11 protein-coding genes, 1 tRNA gene and 1 pseudogene are annotated in these 15,906 nt (G+C 44.6%); 6 read left to right on the top strand and 7 right to left on the bottom strand.

The genetic code is table 11. The features are described 5' to 3' along the window. Positions 1-122: 122 nt before the first annotated feature. A complete protein-coding gene (locus tag KT99_RS08025) occupies positions 123-2,201 on the bottom strand; it encodes a M13 family metallopeptidase (protein ID WP_005498796.1) in 2,079 nt (692 codons plus the stop codon). A 241-nt stretch (positions 2,202-2,442) separates the two neighbouring features. Further along, entirely contained in the window at positions 2,443-2,988 is a 546-nt protein-coding gene (locus tag KT99_RS08030; RefSeq protein ID WP_005498797.1) for a sugar O-acetyltransferase, read from the bottom strand. Between the two features lie 93 nt (positions 2,989-3,081). On the opposite strand from KT99_RS08030, the gene rsuA reads away from it, so the two are divergent. Next, positions 3,082-3,807 carry a 16S rRNA pseudouridine(516) synthase RsuA gene (rsuA, locus tag KT99_RS08035; RefSeq protein ID WP_005498798.1) on the top strand — a complete coding sequence of 242 codons (726 nt, stop codon included), beginning with the start codon at positions 3,082-3,084 and terminating at the stop codon, positions 3,805-3,807. Between the two features lie 126 nt (positions 3,808-3,933). On the opposite strand, the gene KT99_RS08040 is transcribed toward rsuA, so the two are convergent. Together KT99_RS08040 and KT99_RS08045 are read right to left on the bottom strand one after the other, a co-directional pair. Continuing rightward, positions 3,934-4,884, bottom strand: a complete 951-nt coding sequence (locus KT99_RS08040; RefSeq protein ID WP_005498799.1) for a DUF4097 family beta strand repeat-containing protein — start codon at positions 4,882-4,884, stop codon at positions 3,934-3,936. A gap of 304 nt (positions 4,885-5,188) precedes the next feature. Beyond that, positions 5,189-6,145 carry an ornithine cyclodeaminase family protein gene (locus KT99_RS08045; RefSeq protein WP_005498800.1) on the bottom strand — a complete coding sequence of 319 codons (957 nt, stop codon included), beginning with the start codon at positions 6,143-6,145 and terminating at the stop codon, positions 5,189-5,191. A 135-nt stretch (positions 6,146-6,280) separates the two neighbouring features. Here KT99_RS08045 and KT99_RS08050 point away from each other — a divergent pair. After that, positions 6,281-8,143, top strand: a pseudogene (locus KT99_RS08050) (methyl-accepting chemotaxis protein). A 169-nt stretch (positions 8,144-8,312) separates the two neighbouring features. Here the strand turns inward: KT99_RS08050 and KT99_RS08055 are convergent. Together KT99_RS08055 and KT99_RS08060 are read right to left on the bottom strand one after the other, a co-directional pair. Next, positions 8,313-8,388: transfer RNA gene (locus KT99_RS08055), tRNA-Phe, on the bottom strand. 264 nt (positions 8,389-8,652) lie between these two features. Beyond that, the gene (locus KT99_RS08060; RefSeq protein ID WP_040571734.1) at positions 8,653-9,417 is read right to left on the bottom strand and encodes an outer membrane protein assembly factor BamD; all 765 of its coding nucleotides are present in this window, start codon (positions 9,415-9,417) and stop codon (positions 8,653-8,655) included. 123 nt (positions 9,418-9,540) lie between these two features. Here KT99_RS08060 and rluD point away from each other — a divergent pair, with 123 nt between their 5' ends. The 3 genes from rluD (at position 9,541) to clpB (ending at position 13,938) form a co-directional block, all read left to right on the top strand. Further along, positions 9,541-10,515 carry a 23S rRNA pseudouridine(1911/1915/1917) synthase RluD gene (rluD, locus tag KT99_RS08065; RefSeq protein WP_005498808.1) on the top strand — a complete coding sequence of 325 codons (975 nt, stop codon included), beginning with the start codon at positions 9,541-9,543 and terminating at the stop codon, positions 10,513-10,515. 9 nt (positions 10,516-10,524) lie between these two features. Further along, on the top strand, positions 10,525-11,244 hold the full coding sequence (gene pgeF, locus KT99_RS08070) for a peptidoglycan editing factor PgeF (RefSeq protein WP_005498810.1): 720 nt from the start codon (positions 10,525-10,527) through the stop codon (positions 11,242-11,244). A gap of 120 nt (positions 11,245-11,364) precedes the next feature. Continuing rightward, the gene (clpB, locus tag KT99_RS08075) at positions 11,365-13,938 is read left to right on the top strand and encodes an ATP-dependent chaperone ClpB (RefSeq protein WP_005498812.1); all 2,574 of its coding nucleotides are present in this window, start codon (positions 11,365-11,367) and stop codon (positions 13,936-13,938) included. 764 nt (positions 13,939-14,702) lie between these two features. Here clpB and KT99_RS22790 read toward each other — a convergent pair. Beyond that, a complete protein-coding gene (locus tag KT99_RS22790; RefSeq protein ID WP_332370242.1) occupies positions 14,703-14,951 on the bottom strand; it encodes a DUF4124 domain-containing protein in 249 nt (82 codons plus the stop codon). A gap of 148 nt (positions 14,952-15,099) precedes the next feature. Here KT99_RS22790 and pssA point away from each other — a divergent pair. Next, positions 15,100-15,906, top strand: an 807-nt coding sequence (pssA, locus tag KT99_RS08085; RefSeq protein ID WP_005498815.1) for a CDP-diacylglycerol--serine O-phosphatidyltransferase, incomplete at its 3' end; no start/stop codon positions are given.

Raw genomic sequence — 15,906 nt, forward strand, 5'->3', positions numbered from 1 at the left:
TAGTCAGCTTAATCTAGGCTGAACGAAGAATTAATTTCCATTCATGTTTGATACACTTTTCAAAAACCATAAAAAAAGAGCGCCTAAGGCACTCTTTTAAATGGATAAATTATTTTAGGCTGTTACCAGATCTTTACACGTTTTTCTGGCGCTATATACATGGCATCGCCTTCTTTTACGTCGAAAGTGGTGTAGAACTGAGGCATGTTAGACAAGGCGCCCTGTGAACGGAACTTAGCCGGTGAATGTGGATCTGTGGCGACGCGGTTACGCATCGACTCTTCTTTGATCTTAGCACGCCAGATCTGAGTGAAACCGATGAAGAAACGCTCATCACCCGTTAGGCCATCGATAACAGGTGCCTCTTTACCCTTGAGTGACTTCTTGTACGCCTTGTAGGCGATAGTCACGCCGGAAAGATCGCCGATGTTTTCACCTAGAGTAAGCTCACCGTTCACATTAAGGTCGTCAAACACGGCGTAGCCATTATATTGGGTGACGAGTGCTTTACCGCGAGTGGCGAACTCTGAGAGATCTTGTTCTGTCCACCAGTCACGCATGTTGCCTTCGCCGTCAAATTTGGCGCCTTGGTCATCGAACCCATGGCCCATCTCGTGGCCGATAACCGCACCTATGCCACCATAGTTAACTGCATCATCGGCTTGCATGTTGAAGAAAGGCGGTTGCAGGATAGCAGCAGGGAATACAATCTCGTTCATGGTCGGGTTGTAGTAGGCATTCACCGTCTGTGGCGTCATGTGCCATTCCCACTTGCGGATAGGACCGGCAAGTTTCTCAAGCTCTTTGTCGTGACTGAGTTCATTGGCGCGAATGTTGTTACCGATAAGATCGTCGGCCTCGATAGTCAGCTTAGAATAGTCTTCCCATCTGTCCGGGTAACCAATCTTAGGATTGAATTTAGCCAGTTTGTCCTTGGCTGCAACCTTAGTAGCGGCACTCATCCATTCTAAGTCGTCGATACTGGTGCCATAGGCGCCACGTAGATTCTCAACCAGAACTAGCATGCGCTCTTTCGCTGCTGGAGCAAAGTGACGCTTAACGTAAACTTTACCTACAACTTCACCTAATATATTGTTGACTGTGCTCACGCCACGCTTCCAGCGAGGCTGTTGCTCTGCCTGGCCATTCAGTGTCTTAGAGAAGAACTCGAAGTTTTCATGATCCAGCTTACCTGTCATTTCTCCGGCGAAATGAGTCAGTAATTGCCACTTCATGTAGGTTTGCCAGGTCGACAGCTCATTGGCTTTAAGGACATCATTGAAACCTTCGATGAAGCTTGGCTGATTGATGATGATATCTTGCTGATCTTGGACGCCTAAAGTGGTGAGGTAAGCAGTCCAATCGATATCGGGGGCGAGTTTAGTTAAGTCTTTAACCTGGTAAAGGTTATAGGTCTTAGTGCTGTCACGGGTCTCGACAACGTCCCAGTGTCTGTTAGCTATGGCGGTTTCTAGTGCTAACACTTGCTCTGCACTGGCTCTAGGAGCTTTAAAGCCTGCAATGGTGAACATCTTTTCTATGTGCTCGACGAAGGCTTTACGAATATTGATGAAACGTTCGCCATCGTTGAAGTAGTAATCTTTTTCTGGCAGGCTGAGACCATATTGCCAGATATGTGTGGCGTAACGGCTCGAGTCTTTGGCATCGACATCGATATAGAAAGCCAGTGGTGTACCGCCACCTATGATCTGACTGTGGGCGAAGTAGCTAACGAGATCTGACTTAGTCTTAAGGCCGTCAATTTTATCCAGCTCGGCTTGAATTGGTGTTGTGCCTAGTTGGTTTATCGTGTCCGTGTCCATAAATGAGCGATATAGGTCGGCAACTTTTTGCTCATCGCTTCCGGCCACAAGATTAGGCGTTGCGGCAACTTCTTCGATGATGGCTTTAATATCGTCACGAGACTTTTCACGAAGATCATAAAAAGCACCTGTGCTGGTTCTATCACTGGGAATTTTGGTGTTTTTGAGCCAAGTACCGTTAACGTAACCGTAGAAGTCATCTTGAGGACGAATGGACTTATCGAAGTTAGCGAAGTCGATTCCTGATGTTAAAGCTTTCTCTACGGCCGTTGCTGTCTTACTGATTTCAGGGGCTTTAACTTCTGCTTGCTTATTATTGCATGCCGCCAGGCCTACAATCAGTGAGGCACATAGGCCTCCAACGAGTACTTTCTTCATTCTGCTTCCTTTATCTGTTGGTTGCCCATCTTTGGGTCATTGTTGTTATGTCCAATGTCACAGCTTAAAATGATATGGCACTGATTTTTATATGTAAGTATATGCAATTCTTACATTATGCTACATATGTTAATGCTATGACCTAGCTGTAGACAAGTGTTGAGGGAATCTTATGTGTATTTCTACTCATTTAGTTATGTAAATAATGCTTTCTTCGGCCATAAAATTTGGCGGTGTCAGGCTATAACTGCTTGATTATTCTTGCAGGATTCCCTGCTACTAGGGTCTTGGCCCGAACATCTTTGGTGACGACCGAGCCGGCACCGATAACGGCTTCATCCCCGACAGTAATGCCGGGAAGGATGATTGCACCACCGCCAATCCAGACGTGCTTGCCTATGGATATGGCTTTGGCGATCTCATAACCTTGGCTGCGCTTCTCGGCTTCTAGTGGGTGGTTGGCGGTATAAAATTGGACGTTGGGTCCAACCATAGTGTGCTCTCCGATATGGATTGGAGCATTGTCTTGTAGGGTGACATTGCTATTGATGTATACCTTACTTGCAAGGTGAATGTGTAGACCGTAGCCGATGTAAAACGGTAGGACTATATTGGCATCGGGTGACTTGTGCGGTAGCAGGTTGGCATCATGCTGATAATCGAATGAGAGGTTGGCCTGTCGATTGAGCACCTGCTGCTGCTTTCTCAGCTTCATGATCTCTGCATCTAAGTAGTTATATTCCTGGCCGGAAATCATTCTTTGATAGTTGCTAAGTTTTTGGTTCATAAGTGTTCCTGCTCATTCTGACTCAGACAAGTTAGTGTAAAGTCGACATGGATGCCAAGCAAAACTTTGCCCTTTGTGAGCTTGGGCCTCATAATGTCGCCAATTCTGTACTTAAAGCTGAGATCTATTGTGCGTTTAGACAAATTTATCTGTGAATCGACTGAGCTCACTCGCTCATTTGCAAAGAAGGCGTTACACCGTGGTGATGTGACTTGTGATGGTGAAGTGGTTAAAAATTCAGGTTTTAAAGTAAAAGTTGGACAGACTATCTGTTTAGATGGGAAAGTTATCTCTGTTGTTGGTCCAAGGTTTTTGATGCTGAATAAACCCGCGGATACCATCTGTGCCACATTCGATATTGTGCACCCAACGGTCATCGACCTGCTCGATATCGAGAAAGCAGATACTCTGCATATTGCCGGCAGATTAGATATCGATACCACAGGGCTAGTGCTTATCACAACCGATGGTCAATGGTCTCATAAGATCACCTCGCCAAAGAAAGATTGCAGCAAGTGTTATCTGGTTAAATTAACCGATGAACTTGATGCCTCATTAGTCGAGACATTCGCTCAAGGTGTTGAGCTGAGAAATGAAGATGGACTGACTAAGCCTGCTGTGCTTGAGATTATCGATACTCATACAGCACGTTTAACCATCACTGAAGGTAAGTATCATCAGGTGAAGCGTATGTTTGCCGCCGTAGGCAATAAAGTGGTTGGTCTGCATAGAGAAAGCGTCGGTAAGATAGTGTTAGATGATGACTTGGCACCCGGCGAGTGGCGTTACCTGACCGATGAAGAAGTTGCCTCGGTCTAGTCCTTTTTTTGGGATTAATTAAGTGACATTTGTCAGCTGGTATTAGCCTATTGTGATAAGTGTTACAGAGAGTAAAAGGCCTTCGATGAAGGCCTTTTACTTAGCTGCTTTAAGGGAATTAACTGACTACATTCTTATAGTCAACTCTATGTCTCCGCTTATGGTATTGATCTTGATATCGGATGTTGGACTGCCCGTTTGGAATTTGAGATATGAAGTGGGTGAATACTTTTCTTTGGTCGGTTTATCATCGCTATACCGGTTGTAAATCTTGCCTCCAGGACCACCATTGAGGCTAAATCTGGCATTGATGAGTAGAGGTAACTCGAGTTTAATGTCTCCGCTGACACTCTCTAAGTTAGCGACAGATTCCAGTGCCGACAAAGACAGCACAATATTACCACTCACACTGCGAACCTGAAGCTTGTCGACTTTCTGTAGCATGACTTTTCCGTCACCGGACACTTGCTCGATCGACACCTTAGTCGCCCTAGAGTTGGCGTTAATTTTTCCACTGACAGATTTATAACTGATTTCACCAGCACTATTTTGATCTTTAATTGCACCAGACACTGTATCTAGTTTGATGTTTCCCTTTAATCCATCGGAGACGATATCGCCGGAAATGGTGTGGATCAGTACCTTATCGATGAGCTTGACGGCCTTGATATCACCACTGACGGTGTTAATGCTGATATCGCCCACTAGGTTGGATAAGTTATAGCTAGATGAAATTCCCTCGGCGTATAAGCTTAGGTTTTTTGGCACTGTGATAATTAATGATGAGCCACTGTTATTTTTGCCACTAAATTGCCGTGGCATCTTATCTTCTAATGTGACGAAATTACCTTGCTGTTCGACAACAAACCCTTCGCTGAGCTCATCTAAGGTGCCTTGGATACGGATCTCTTGCTTATCCCAACTTCTGATTTTTACTTCGCCTCTTAACACTTTGACATTGAGTCTGAGGTCATCGGTTACTTTAATCTGCTTATCGATACTCTGTGCGGCCAGCGCTAAATTACTCATAAGCAATAAGGGCATGAGTAAGTAGTGAGTGAATCTTGCCTTGATCATATGATCTCTCCTGGTGAATTCAGTGATACAGGGAGCGTCTGTCCCTGCTTTAGTAGTTCAATCTGTCTGTGTTGTGTCCAAAGACAAGTCAGAAAAAGATTTGAATTGGCATTAAAAATTTATACAAAGGTATAACACTTAGCGGTTTTAGTGAAGACAGACGTACTCGGTTTAACTTGAAACAAATAGTCATTGAGCAAGATCAATAGCAGCCGATGAGACTTGAGAAAGATAAAGAGTCAGAGAAGAGAGAAGAGAGAAGAGAGCCTTCCCTGCATCAATGACATGGTACTTGCTGTATAAGCTAGTGATCCGCCTGCAACTGGGAATAGACCAGTTGAGCACCGACCAGATCGGCCAGTGCTGTGCCAACGGTCTTAAATAGTGTGATTTCTTGCTCGTTTTTTCTACCTGACACCTGATTTTTACAGAGTTGTGCGAGCTCACCCACGACAGAATCAATACTATAAACACCTTCAGCGACCGGGATAAGCAGTTCACCGGCTTCCGCAAAAACATTAATTTTTGAATCTACATATACCGATGACTTCAAGATGAGCCCAGTGTCGCACTCGCGCTTATCATGATTATGATTACCCACGAAATCGGTATGAGTGCCAGCTTGCACCCAGTCACCGTTAAATAGTGGCGTGGGTGAGCCTGTTGCACAGCTGATGATATCGGCCGCTTTTACAGACTTTTCGACATCATCACAGACGGTTACCTTAATATCGGGTCTGGCCAAACTGACGGCTTCGACTATGCTTTGTGCCTTGTTTGGATCTCTGCCCCAGATAGATATTTCACTGATAGGGCGGATACTCGCATGGGCGAGGGCCATAAATGAGGCGAGACGTCCAGTTCCAAAAACCAGCAGTTTACTGGCATCTCTTCTTGCTAAGAAGTCTGCGCCTAAAGCAGAAATGGCGGCTGTGCGCCAGTAGGTGACACTGGTTCCGTCCACTAGCGCCTGGGGAACCCCAGTTTTTCGATCGAATATCATGATCTTGGAATACAGGCTTTCCAGTTCACTACTCTTAGCTGGGTTGTCAGGAAAGTAGGTGAAAGCCTTAATTGCTATGGTCTTGTCGTTCCATGAGGGCAGAACCGCGAATGCATCGCTATGGGATGAGCCCTCATCCAGGCTGAATACCTGTCGTTGGGGCATGCCTGCAGGTTTGGAGAAGGCCTCTCTAAGCTCTGAAATAAGTGTTGGAAAGTTTAATGTTTGATGAACTGTGTCAGCGTCGATTACCTGCATACTCGCTCCTTCGCGTTTCTTTTGGATATTGTATATCTAGGTGGGGCGGAGATAAAGAGTCTATTGTAATTTCTATTTACCTTTATATAGATTTACGACTATTTTTAAGAGAGTGATTTTTTAGGGAACCCCAATATGCTCATTCGTCATAAATTGTTACTAAGTGCCGCCGTTTCAATCCTTTCATTGGTGGCTATGTTTGGTTTACAGCGTTATTCCAGTTCAATTCAGGCCGATCTCTCTGTTGCTGCTCACAGTGTCATCGAGTTAGAAAATCAGGTACTTCGTTTGAGGAAGGATGAAAAGGATTTTTTTGCTCGCTTAGAGGTGGGGTATTTAGAGAAGCATAAGGCGAACTCGAGTGATATTAACGCTGTGATGCATACCCTTAGGCAGCAATTTGTGATGTATGATATTCCTACCAATGCCTTAGATAATTTCGATAAAAGTATTCAGCACTATAAGCAGTCTTTCGAAACTGTGGTACAGCTACAGCAGGAGATTGGCCTAACACCTAAAACTGGCTTATATGGCGCTTTACGCCTGGCAGTCCATGATGTTGAAGCATTAGTAAAAAGGTATGATCAACCAAACTTGATGGTGGTGATGTTACAGCTCAGACGTAATGAAAAAGATTTTATGCTGCGTCGTGAAATGAGCTATATTGAGAAATTTGACAGTAATATTAATAAGTTTCAACAGCTTTTATTAGTATCTTCATTAGACTCTAGTGCCAAAAAATAGATCTCCTCTCTCATGTCCAGTTATCAGAAAGACTTCACGACCTTAGTCAGTAAAGAGCAATCCTTGGGCTTAACCAAGGATGATGGACAAATGGCGGCGCTGCGTGATGCTATAGCAACTGCCGAGGCTGATTCTAATACCCTAGAAGAGCAGGCTCTAGCGGCTATTCATGACGCCGAAGAATCATCATTCACGCTAGGTATCACCATATTTATCCTGATTGCCATCATCTTATGTGCTTTTACCTTGTTTATTATTCGCAGCATCATGAATCCGGTTGATAGGATCACCAAGGCTATTTCGAACATAGAGAAGAATAAGGATTTGACGATACGCTGTGATGCTACGGTGGAAGATGAGTTAGGTCAGATTGCTAAACACTTCAATAGTATGGTTGCGAGTTTCCAGCGCTTGATTGAAGAGGTGAATGAGTCGGTGCAGGTCATGAATCATTCTTGCGGAAAATTGTCTATGAATGCGGCGAAGGCATCCGAAGGAGTCAGCCAGCAACTCAATGAGACAGACATGGTGGCAACGGCTATCACAGAGATGGGGGCGACGATCGATGAGATAGCTAAAAATACCGAACTAGCCGCCGATAGGGCCAGTAATACCTATGATAATGCTCAGAAGGGACAATTGGGTGTAGAGAAAACCATCGAGAAAATTCAGTCATTAGCCGAAAAGTTAAATAGTTCTGCTCAGGTGGTTTCAGATCTGGAGAAAGACAGTCAGACCATAGGAAGCGTGCTCGATGTTATCAGAGGAATTGCCGAGCAGACTAACTTGTTGGCACTTAATGCCGCCATCGAGGCTGCCAGAGCCGGGGAACAAGGACGTGGATTCGCCGTGGTAGCGGACGAGGTGAGAAATCTAGCCATGAGGACTCAGGAGTCTACAGAGGAGATTGCCAGTATCATTCAGACACTACAGACCAGAACACGCTCAATTGTGCAGTTGATGGAAGCGACTCAGAAGCAAGGTGGAGAGAGTGCCGAACAGGCAGCCTCTGCTGGAACTCTATTGCAACAGATAAACTTAGATGTCACTAATATCATGGATATGAGTACTCAGATTGCCGCCGCAATTGAGGAACAGAGTATGGTTGCTGCTGAAGTGAATAAAAATGTGGTGATCATCAGGGATATTGCCCAAGATTCGGCGACAGCAGCCGATGAGAATGCCCGAGCTTCTGATGAAGTTAAGTCGCGGGCGGAATCACTGCAACAAGCGGTGAGTCTGTTTAAGATTTAGTGTCTTGAAGCGGTAGCCTAATGTTATCGCTGTACTTGAGTATGGCTGGTAGGAGATTGAGGACTTTTGCCCCAGAAACCTAAGTGTAGAAACTGTAAGTTATAGATACAAAAAAACCTCGCTAGGCGAGGTTTTTTGTTTTAGTCGCCATGAGCGCCTAAATTAAATATGGTGCCCGAACCCGGAATCGAACCAGGGACACGAGGATTTTCAATCCTCTGCTCTACCGACTGAGCTATTCGGGCAACGGGCGTCATTAGAATGCTTTTGAAGATTTGAGTCAACTACTTTCGCTATTTTATTGGTTTTAATGGATTGTTTGGCTGTATTTTGCGCTATATCACGGTGGTAATTGTTAATGGGCTACAGCTTGGCTAGGCTATGACTCTTATTGGGGTTATCCTTTCCTCCTTGAAATACCCTTGTGCCAGATACAAAAAACTCCCGACTTAGCTTGTAAGTGGGAGCCTTAATACTCAGATATCTGAAGCTTACTGACGCCTTCGAAGCTATTTATCGGTCAGTTTCTTATTGCCCAGGTAATTCGCTTTCATCACTGTTAGCGTGTTCTCTTTTAGCTTTTCTTGCCCGAGTTCACCGTAAGCATCGGCCATGATCTCTAATGCGTGTTCTGTTGATGGGGTGCCTGGATAGGTTTCCATCACAGATTGGGCTCTGATAGCCGCAGCACTCCAGGCGTTCATTTTCATATAATACTCGGCAACATTAATTGAGTATTTAGCCAGTCTATTTTTAAGAAATTGCATGCGTTGCGCTGCATCGTAAGCATATTTACTGTTTGGGTAAGATTTGATCAGGCGATCGAAATCTTTAAATGCATCTTGAGCAACTTTTGGGTCTCGATCGGTTCTATCTATATTGAGCATATCGTGGAACATATAGCTATCAGACTGCATATTAACCAGTCCACGCATATAATAGACATAATCTATATCTTTATGTGTGGGATTGAGTCTGATAAAACGATCTATATTTGCGATTCCCGAAGCAGGGTCATCTAGTTTATAATAGGCGTAAATGAGATCTAATTGTACTTGGGTCTTATGTGGCCCAAATGGGTAGCGTGAGTCTAATGCTTCAAGAGAACGAACTGCTTTACTGAAATTACCAAGCTCCATAGAGGTTCTCGCTTGGGAGTACAGTACATCAGGTGATCTCTTGTTGGCCTTAAGTTCTTCATCCGGGCTACTACTACAAGCCGTAATGGCTATTGAAAATAGGGCTAATACAGCACCTTTAGCAAATTTATGCATACTTAATTTCGATTCTTTTAAAGTTGTAGTTAAGATTTTTTCCATTTCGTTATAAAATAGAAATAATTCGATTATAACAGATCGCTCACATTTTTTGGACCCCGAAAAGCGGGTACGGTTCCTATGACACAAGAGATTAATCTAAAAAGCGAGATAACAGCAACACAAACCGGTCAAAGATTAGATCAAACTTTGGCTGAGTTGTTCCCTGATTACTCACGTACGCGCATCAAAGAGTGGATCTTAGATGGTTCAGTGACTATTGATGGCAATGTTTCAAATAAGCCGAGAGAGAAAGTGCTCGAAGGCCAGGAAATTGAAGTTGGCGCGACCTTAGTTGAAGAAACGACAGCTAAAGCCCAAGCCATCGATTTAAATATTGTTTATGAAGATGATCATATCTTAGTCATCAACAAGCAGGCTGGCCTTGTGGTTCACCCCGGTGCTGGCAACAGTGATGGCACACTTCTGAATGCGCTACTTCATCATTGTCCAGGTATCGAGCTAGTCCCTCGTGCCGGTATTGTGCATCGTTTGGATAAGGATACAACTGGGCTCATGGTTGTAGCTAAGACAGTCGAGGCACAGACACACCTTGTCTCGGCGTTGCAGGCTCGCGAGATCACTCGAGAATATGAAGCTATAGTGATGGGATCACTTATTTCTGGTGGCACAGTCGATGAACCTATCGATCGTCATCCGACTAAACGTACCCATATGGCTGTGGTGCTTTCGGGCAAGCCTGCGATGACTCACTTTCGTGTCGCAGAGAAGTTCAGAGCCCATACGCGTTTAAGATTGCGTTTGGAATCTGGAAGGACTCACCAGATCCGTGTGCATATGGCTCATCTTGGCCATACCTTAGTGGGTGACCCTGTTTACGGTGGACGTCCAAGGCCACCTAAAGCTGTGACCCCTGAGTTTTTCGAAATTTTTATGGGCTTTAAGCGTCAGGCGCTACATGCGATCAGGCTCGAACTCGCTCACCCATATACCTGTGAAATCATGAGCTGGCAGGCTCCGGTTCCTGAGGATATGGTGATCTTAACCAAAGCGTTAAGAAAAGATACTGAAGACAATCCGTCTTCAATCTTATAAGCTTTGTAGGTGACCACAAGCTGGCATATTCCACAAGGCGTCAATATTGCTTTCTCATCCCGCCATGGTGGGGTGAGTAAAGCTCCCTATGGGAGTCTGAATTTAGGACTACACGTGGGTGACGCACTGGAAAATGTGCTGGCAAATCGAGCGCTCATCAGTGAACGCTTGATATTACCTTCTCCCCCAGCTTGGCTGGACCAAGTTCATAGCACTAAAGTTGTCGAGGCCGATAACCAGAGGCGAGTCTGTGCAGACGCCAGCTACACTAGGCATAGGCAACAAGTCTGTGTCGTAATGACTGCTGATTGCCTGCCTGTGCTTATTTGTGATCGACAAGGCAAGCAAGTTGCCGCGATTCACGCAGGTTGGCGTGGACTGTGTGACGGGATCATAGAGGCCGCGTTGAAGACGTTTGCCGTAGGGCATTCAGATCTTATTGCTTATTTGGGACCAGCCATTGGCCCGGAGGCATTTGAAGTTGGCGAGGACGTGAGGCAGGCGTTTATGTTATTACACCCTGAAACTTCTGCCTTTTTTAATGCAACTGAGTCCGATGGAAAGTATTTAGCCGATCTTCAGGGGCTGGCAAAATATCGACTCCAGTTGGCTGGGGTGAGTCAGGTATACCTGACTCATGCTTGTACTTATAAAAATGAAGCCGATTACTTCTCCTATCGCCGAGATGGTATCACAGGGCGCACGGCGTCATTCATCTGGCTGACTTAAGCTGGTTAATTAACGATAGGGTGCCCAATCTTAGAGTTTACACCTTGAAAAAACTAAAAAAAGCCCCATCTTTTAACTATAAAGTAAATCTTAGTCGTTAGTTATTATTTTGGAGGCTGTATGCGACTCGACCGTATGACCAATAAATTCCAAACAGCAATTTCCAATGCTCAATCATTGGCATTGGGACGCGATCATCAGTTTATAGAACCAATTCATCTGATGATGGCCCTTCTTAATCAAGATAATGGTTCAATTCATCCCTTGCTTACTCAGGCAGGTATTCAGGTTAGCTCATTGCGTTCTATGATAAGTCAAGAGTTAGAGCGTTTGCCTCAGGTTGAGGGAACTGGCGGTGATATTCAGTTATCACAGGCACTAATACGTCTGCTTAATTTTTGCGACAAACTCTCCCAGAAGCGTAAAGATAAGTTTATCTCCAGTGAGTTATTTATTCTGGCAGCGTTGGAAGGTCATGACCCTCTCGCCCAGAGTCTGAAGAAGGCAGGTGCCACTAAAGACTTGATGGAGCAAACCATTATACAGATCAGAGCGGGGAAAGCCGTCGACGATCCGAATGCCGAAGATCAACGTCAAGCGCTTAAGAAGTTTACTATCGATCTGACTGAGCGTGCCGAGCAAGGCAAACTAGACCCAGTGATCGGTCGAGATGATGAGATCCGCCGTACGATTCAGGTATTGCAGCGTCGCACTAAAAACAACCCAGTTTTGATAGGTGAACCTGGCGTGGGCAAAACCGCGATTGTCGAGGGACTGGCGCAAAGAATTGTTAACGGCGAAGTGCCTGAGGGTATTAAAAATAAGCGCGTGCTCTCATTAGATATGGGGTCATTAGTGGCTGGGGCTAAGTATCGTGGCGAATTCGAAGAACGTCTAAAAGCTGTTCTCAATGAACTCTCTCAAGAAGAGGGCCAAGTCATCCTCTTCATCGATGAATTGCATACCATGGTCGGTGCGGGTAAAGGTGATGGCGCCATGGATGCGGGAAATATGCTCAAACCTGCCCTAGCAAGAGGAGAACTTCATTGTGTCGGGGCTACGACTCTAGATGAGTACCGCAAATACATAGAAAAAGATGGCGCTTTAGAGCGACGTTTTCAGAAGGTGTTGGTTGAAGAGCCCAACGTAGAAGACACGATAGCCATCTTACGTGGGCTCAAGGATCGCTACGAGTTACATCATCATGTGGAGATCACCGACCCTGCAATTGTCGCCGCGGCAAGCATGTCAAATCGATATATCTCAGACCGTAAACTACCCGATAAAGCCATCGATCTTATCGATGAAGCGGCATCGAGTATTAGAATTCAGATCGACTCTAAACCAGAAGTGCTGGATAAGTTAGAGCGCAGAAGCATTCAGCTTAAGATTGAGGAGCAAGCACTCGCGAAAGAAACTGATGAGGCGAGTATTCGCCGTTTAGATTCACTGCGAAAAGAGTTGCAAGATGTCGATGCTAAAGCGGCAGAGCTTAACGAAATATGGCACACAGAAAAAGCAGCACTGGCAGGTACTCAACATATAAAGGCGGATTTAGAGCAGGCGAGGCTGAATCTCGATGTAGCACGACGTGCCAGTGATTTGACTCGTATGTCTGAGTTGCAATATGGCCGCATTCCGGCGCTAGAAAAGCAATTGGATCTAGCGGCGCAGGCTGAGATGCAAGACATGACCTTATTGAGGCACAAGGTAACCGATGTTGAGATTGCTGAGGTGCTATCAAGGGTAACGGGGATCCCTGTTGCTAAGATGTTGGAAGGGGAGAAAGAGAAACTGCTGCAAATGGAAAAGGCGTTACACGAAAGTGTGATTGGCCAGAATGAAGCAGTAGATGCGGTGTCAAACGCGATACGACGCAGCAGAGCCGGCCTTGCCGATCCCGAACGCCCTATTGGATCATTTTTGTTTTTGGGGCCAACGGGCGTAGGTAAGACCGAGCTGTGTAAGTCACTGGCTAAGTTTTTATTCGATACTGAAGCGGCGATGGTGCGTATCGATATGTCGGAGTTTATGGAGAAGCACTCGGTTGCACGTTTACTCGGTGCACCTCCTGGTTATGTGGGTTATGAAGAGGGCGGTTATCTCACGGAAGCGATAAGAAGAAAGCCATATTCGGTTATCCTCCTCGACGAAGTTGAAAAAGCCCATCCAGATGTGTTTAACATTTTATTGCAGGTACTAGACGATGGCAGGTTGACCGATGGTCAAGGCCGTACTGTCGACTTTAGAAATACGGTTATCATCATGACGTCAAATCTAGGCTCTGACATCATTCAAGACCGATGTGGCTCTCTGTCATATAGTGAGATGAAGGCCGAGGTGATGAATGTTGTGGTTCATAGTTTTAGACCCGAATTTTTAAATAGAATCGATGAGACAGTGGTCTTTCATCCTTTGGATGAGAAGCACATTGAATATATAGCCCATATTCAAATTAAATTGTTACAGCAGAGGCTTGCTGAAAAAGATTATGAGCTCATAATTAGTAAAGATGCGTTAGCCTTTATTGCTAAGGCTGGGTTCGACCCAGCCTATGGAGCAAGGCCGTTGAAAAGGGCATTGCAGCAGGAAGTAGAGAATCCACTGGCTCAACGTATCTTAAGTGGTAGTATAGTGCCGGGTAAACCCATTAAACTTGAGTGTTCGGGAGGCGAGTTGATCTTCCTGCAATAATGGCTCACATAGGGACTCAGGCTGGTTTGTATACCTGCCAGCTAGGCTCTCATGTGTTTTATTTTCGACTCAACGACTATAGATTGACTTTTATCCACTATAGTCAGTTGTTTAAATATAATAATATGGAATTGACTTAGATATAGAGCAGTAAAATTGACTTGGAATGATATTTTTTCATATGTTTGCCGCTTCTAGCCTAATACCAATCGGTATAAAGGTGTGGTCACTCAGCGAGAGTTTAGCGCTTCAGAGTCAAGGCAACGAGTGAGGAACATAATTATTCTACGTTTAAGCTCGTTAAAGCCGATGGTGGATCACTAGCTGCATTGAAATATATGACATTAGATGGTTTAGACTCATTTGATGACGGCTAGAATCTAGGTACTCAGGCCTGCCAAGATGGGATGAGCCGCTCCATGTATACGGTCACAAAACCTTAAAGAAAACATTCTACACCCCCCATAAAAAAAATAGACTCAATCGAGTCTATTTTTTTATGGAGCTAACCCCCCGTCTTTCTAGCTAAATACTCGCAAGATTACTTTATATATCGTGCTAATTAGCATGCAGATAGTTATTTACAGAATAGCTTGATTCTCTGTTTCTGCATCTTGATCTTTTCTTGACGCTGCTCCTCTGTCACGGCTACAACTTCACCTGTTTGTTGATCCTTACTGTTTAGCTTGGTGTGGGACATCAAAATATCAAGATTGTATTTCGCGTTCTTACAGATTTCTTTAGCTTGTTCTTTATCATGTTCATTAATAGCTGCTGCATCTTGTTGGGCTTGGCTTAACTCTACGAGCCGTCGGAGTAACAGTTCCTATGGCTTTTGGCTCAATATCCTCACTATTTAGTTTTGTGGATGTAGACTGATCGTTGGCATTTTCTGGGATCAGCTGGCTGTAGTGAGTCACTTCACTTTCATCTACCCATTTATATATGACTGTGGCCGAAACAGATGTCATAAATAGTAAAGGTAGAACGAGAACTAAAAATCTTGGGTGCATAATGATTTCCAATCAAAACTAAGATGAACTTGTTCATAGCGTATAATGAGCTTAAGTGAATAACTGGTTAGACTTAGATTCCAAGGATAAAGTGTGAATAGTCAAAGTATGGTATATTTTTCATACAAGATACTTATCTTTGAATGATATGCAAAACTTTGATAAAGATTCGGTAAAGCATAGAGGTATCTACCTGTTACCAAACCTGTTTACGACGGCAGGGTTGTTTTCTGGCTTTTATGCGGTTATCGCATCAATGAATGGCTTATATGAGTCTGCTGCAATAGCTGTGTTTGTCGCCATGTTATTTGATGGGCTCGATGGTCGCATAGCAAGAATGACCAATACCCAGAGTCAATTCGGAGCCGAATACGATAGCATGGCTGACATGGTGTCATTCGGTGTAGCTCCCGCTTTGATCGTCTATAATTGGGGGTTGGCTGAACTTGGAAAGTTAGGTTGGCTGGCGGCCTTTATCTATTGTGCTGGTGCAGCACTGCGTTTAGCTCGCTTTAACACGCAAGTCGGGGTTGCCGATAAACGTTATTTTCAAGGATTAGCTAGCCCCGCAGCGGCAGCAGTGATCGCTGCAAGTATTTGGCTGGGAAGTCAAAATGCAATCGATGGTCATAATATTAGTTGGCTTGTGGCTCTGATTACCATTATGTTGGGCTTACTCATGGTGAGTAACTTCAGATATTTATCCTTTAAAGATATCGACTGGCGCAGTCGAGTTAACTTCCTTGTCATCTTATCCCTCGTCGGTATATTTGTTTTTGTATCTTTAGAGCCTGCACTAATACTCTGTTTCATTTTTTACCTTTATGCGCTATCAGGTCCTGTGATGACGATCTATGGCATACGGAAACTGAAAATATCGCCCAATGCCAGTATACATAAAGAAGACCCTACCGTTGAAAGGACAGTCAAAACATCAAGCAGGTTAAGGATGATA

The organism is Shewanella benthica KT99 (assembly GCF_000172075.1).
GTDB classification, from domain to species: Bacteria; Pseudomonadota; Gammaproteobacteria; order Enterobacterales; family Shewanellaceae; genus Shewanella; species Shewanella benthica_A.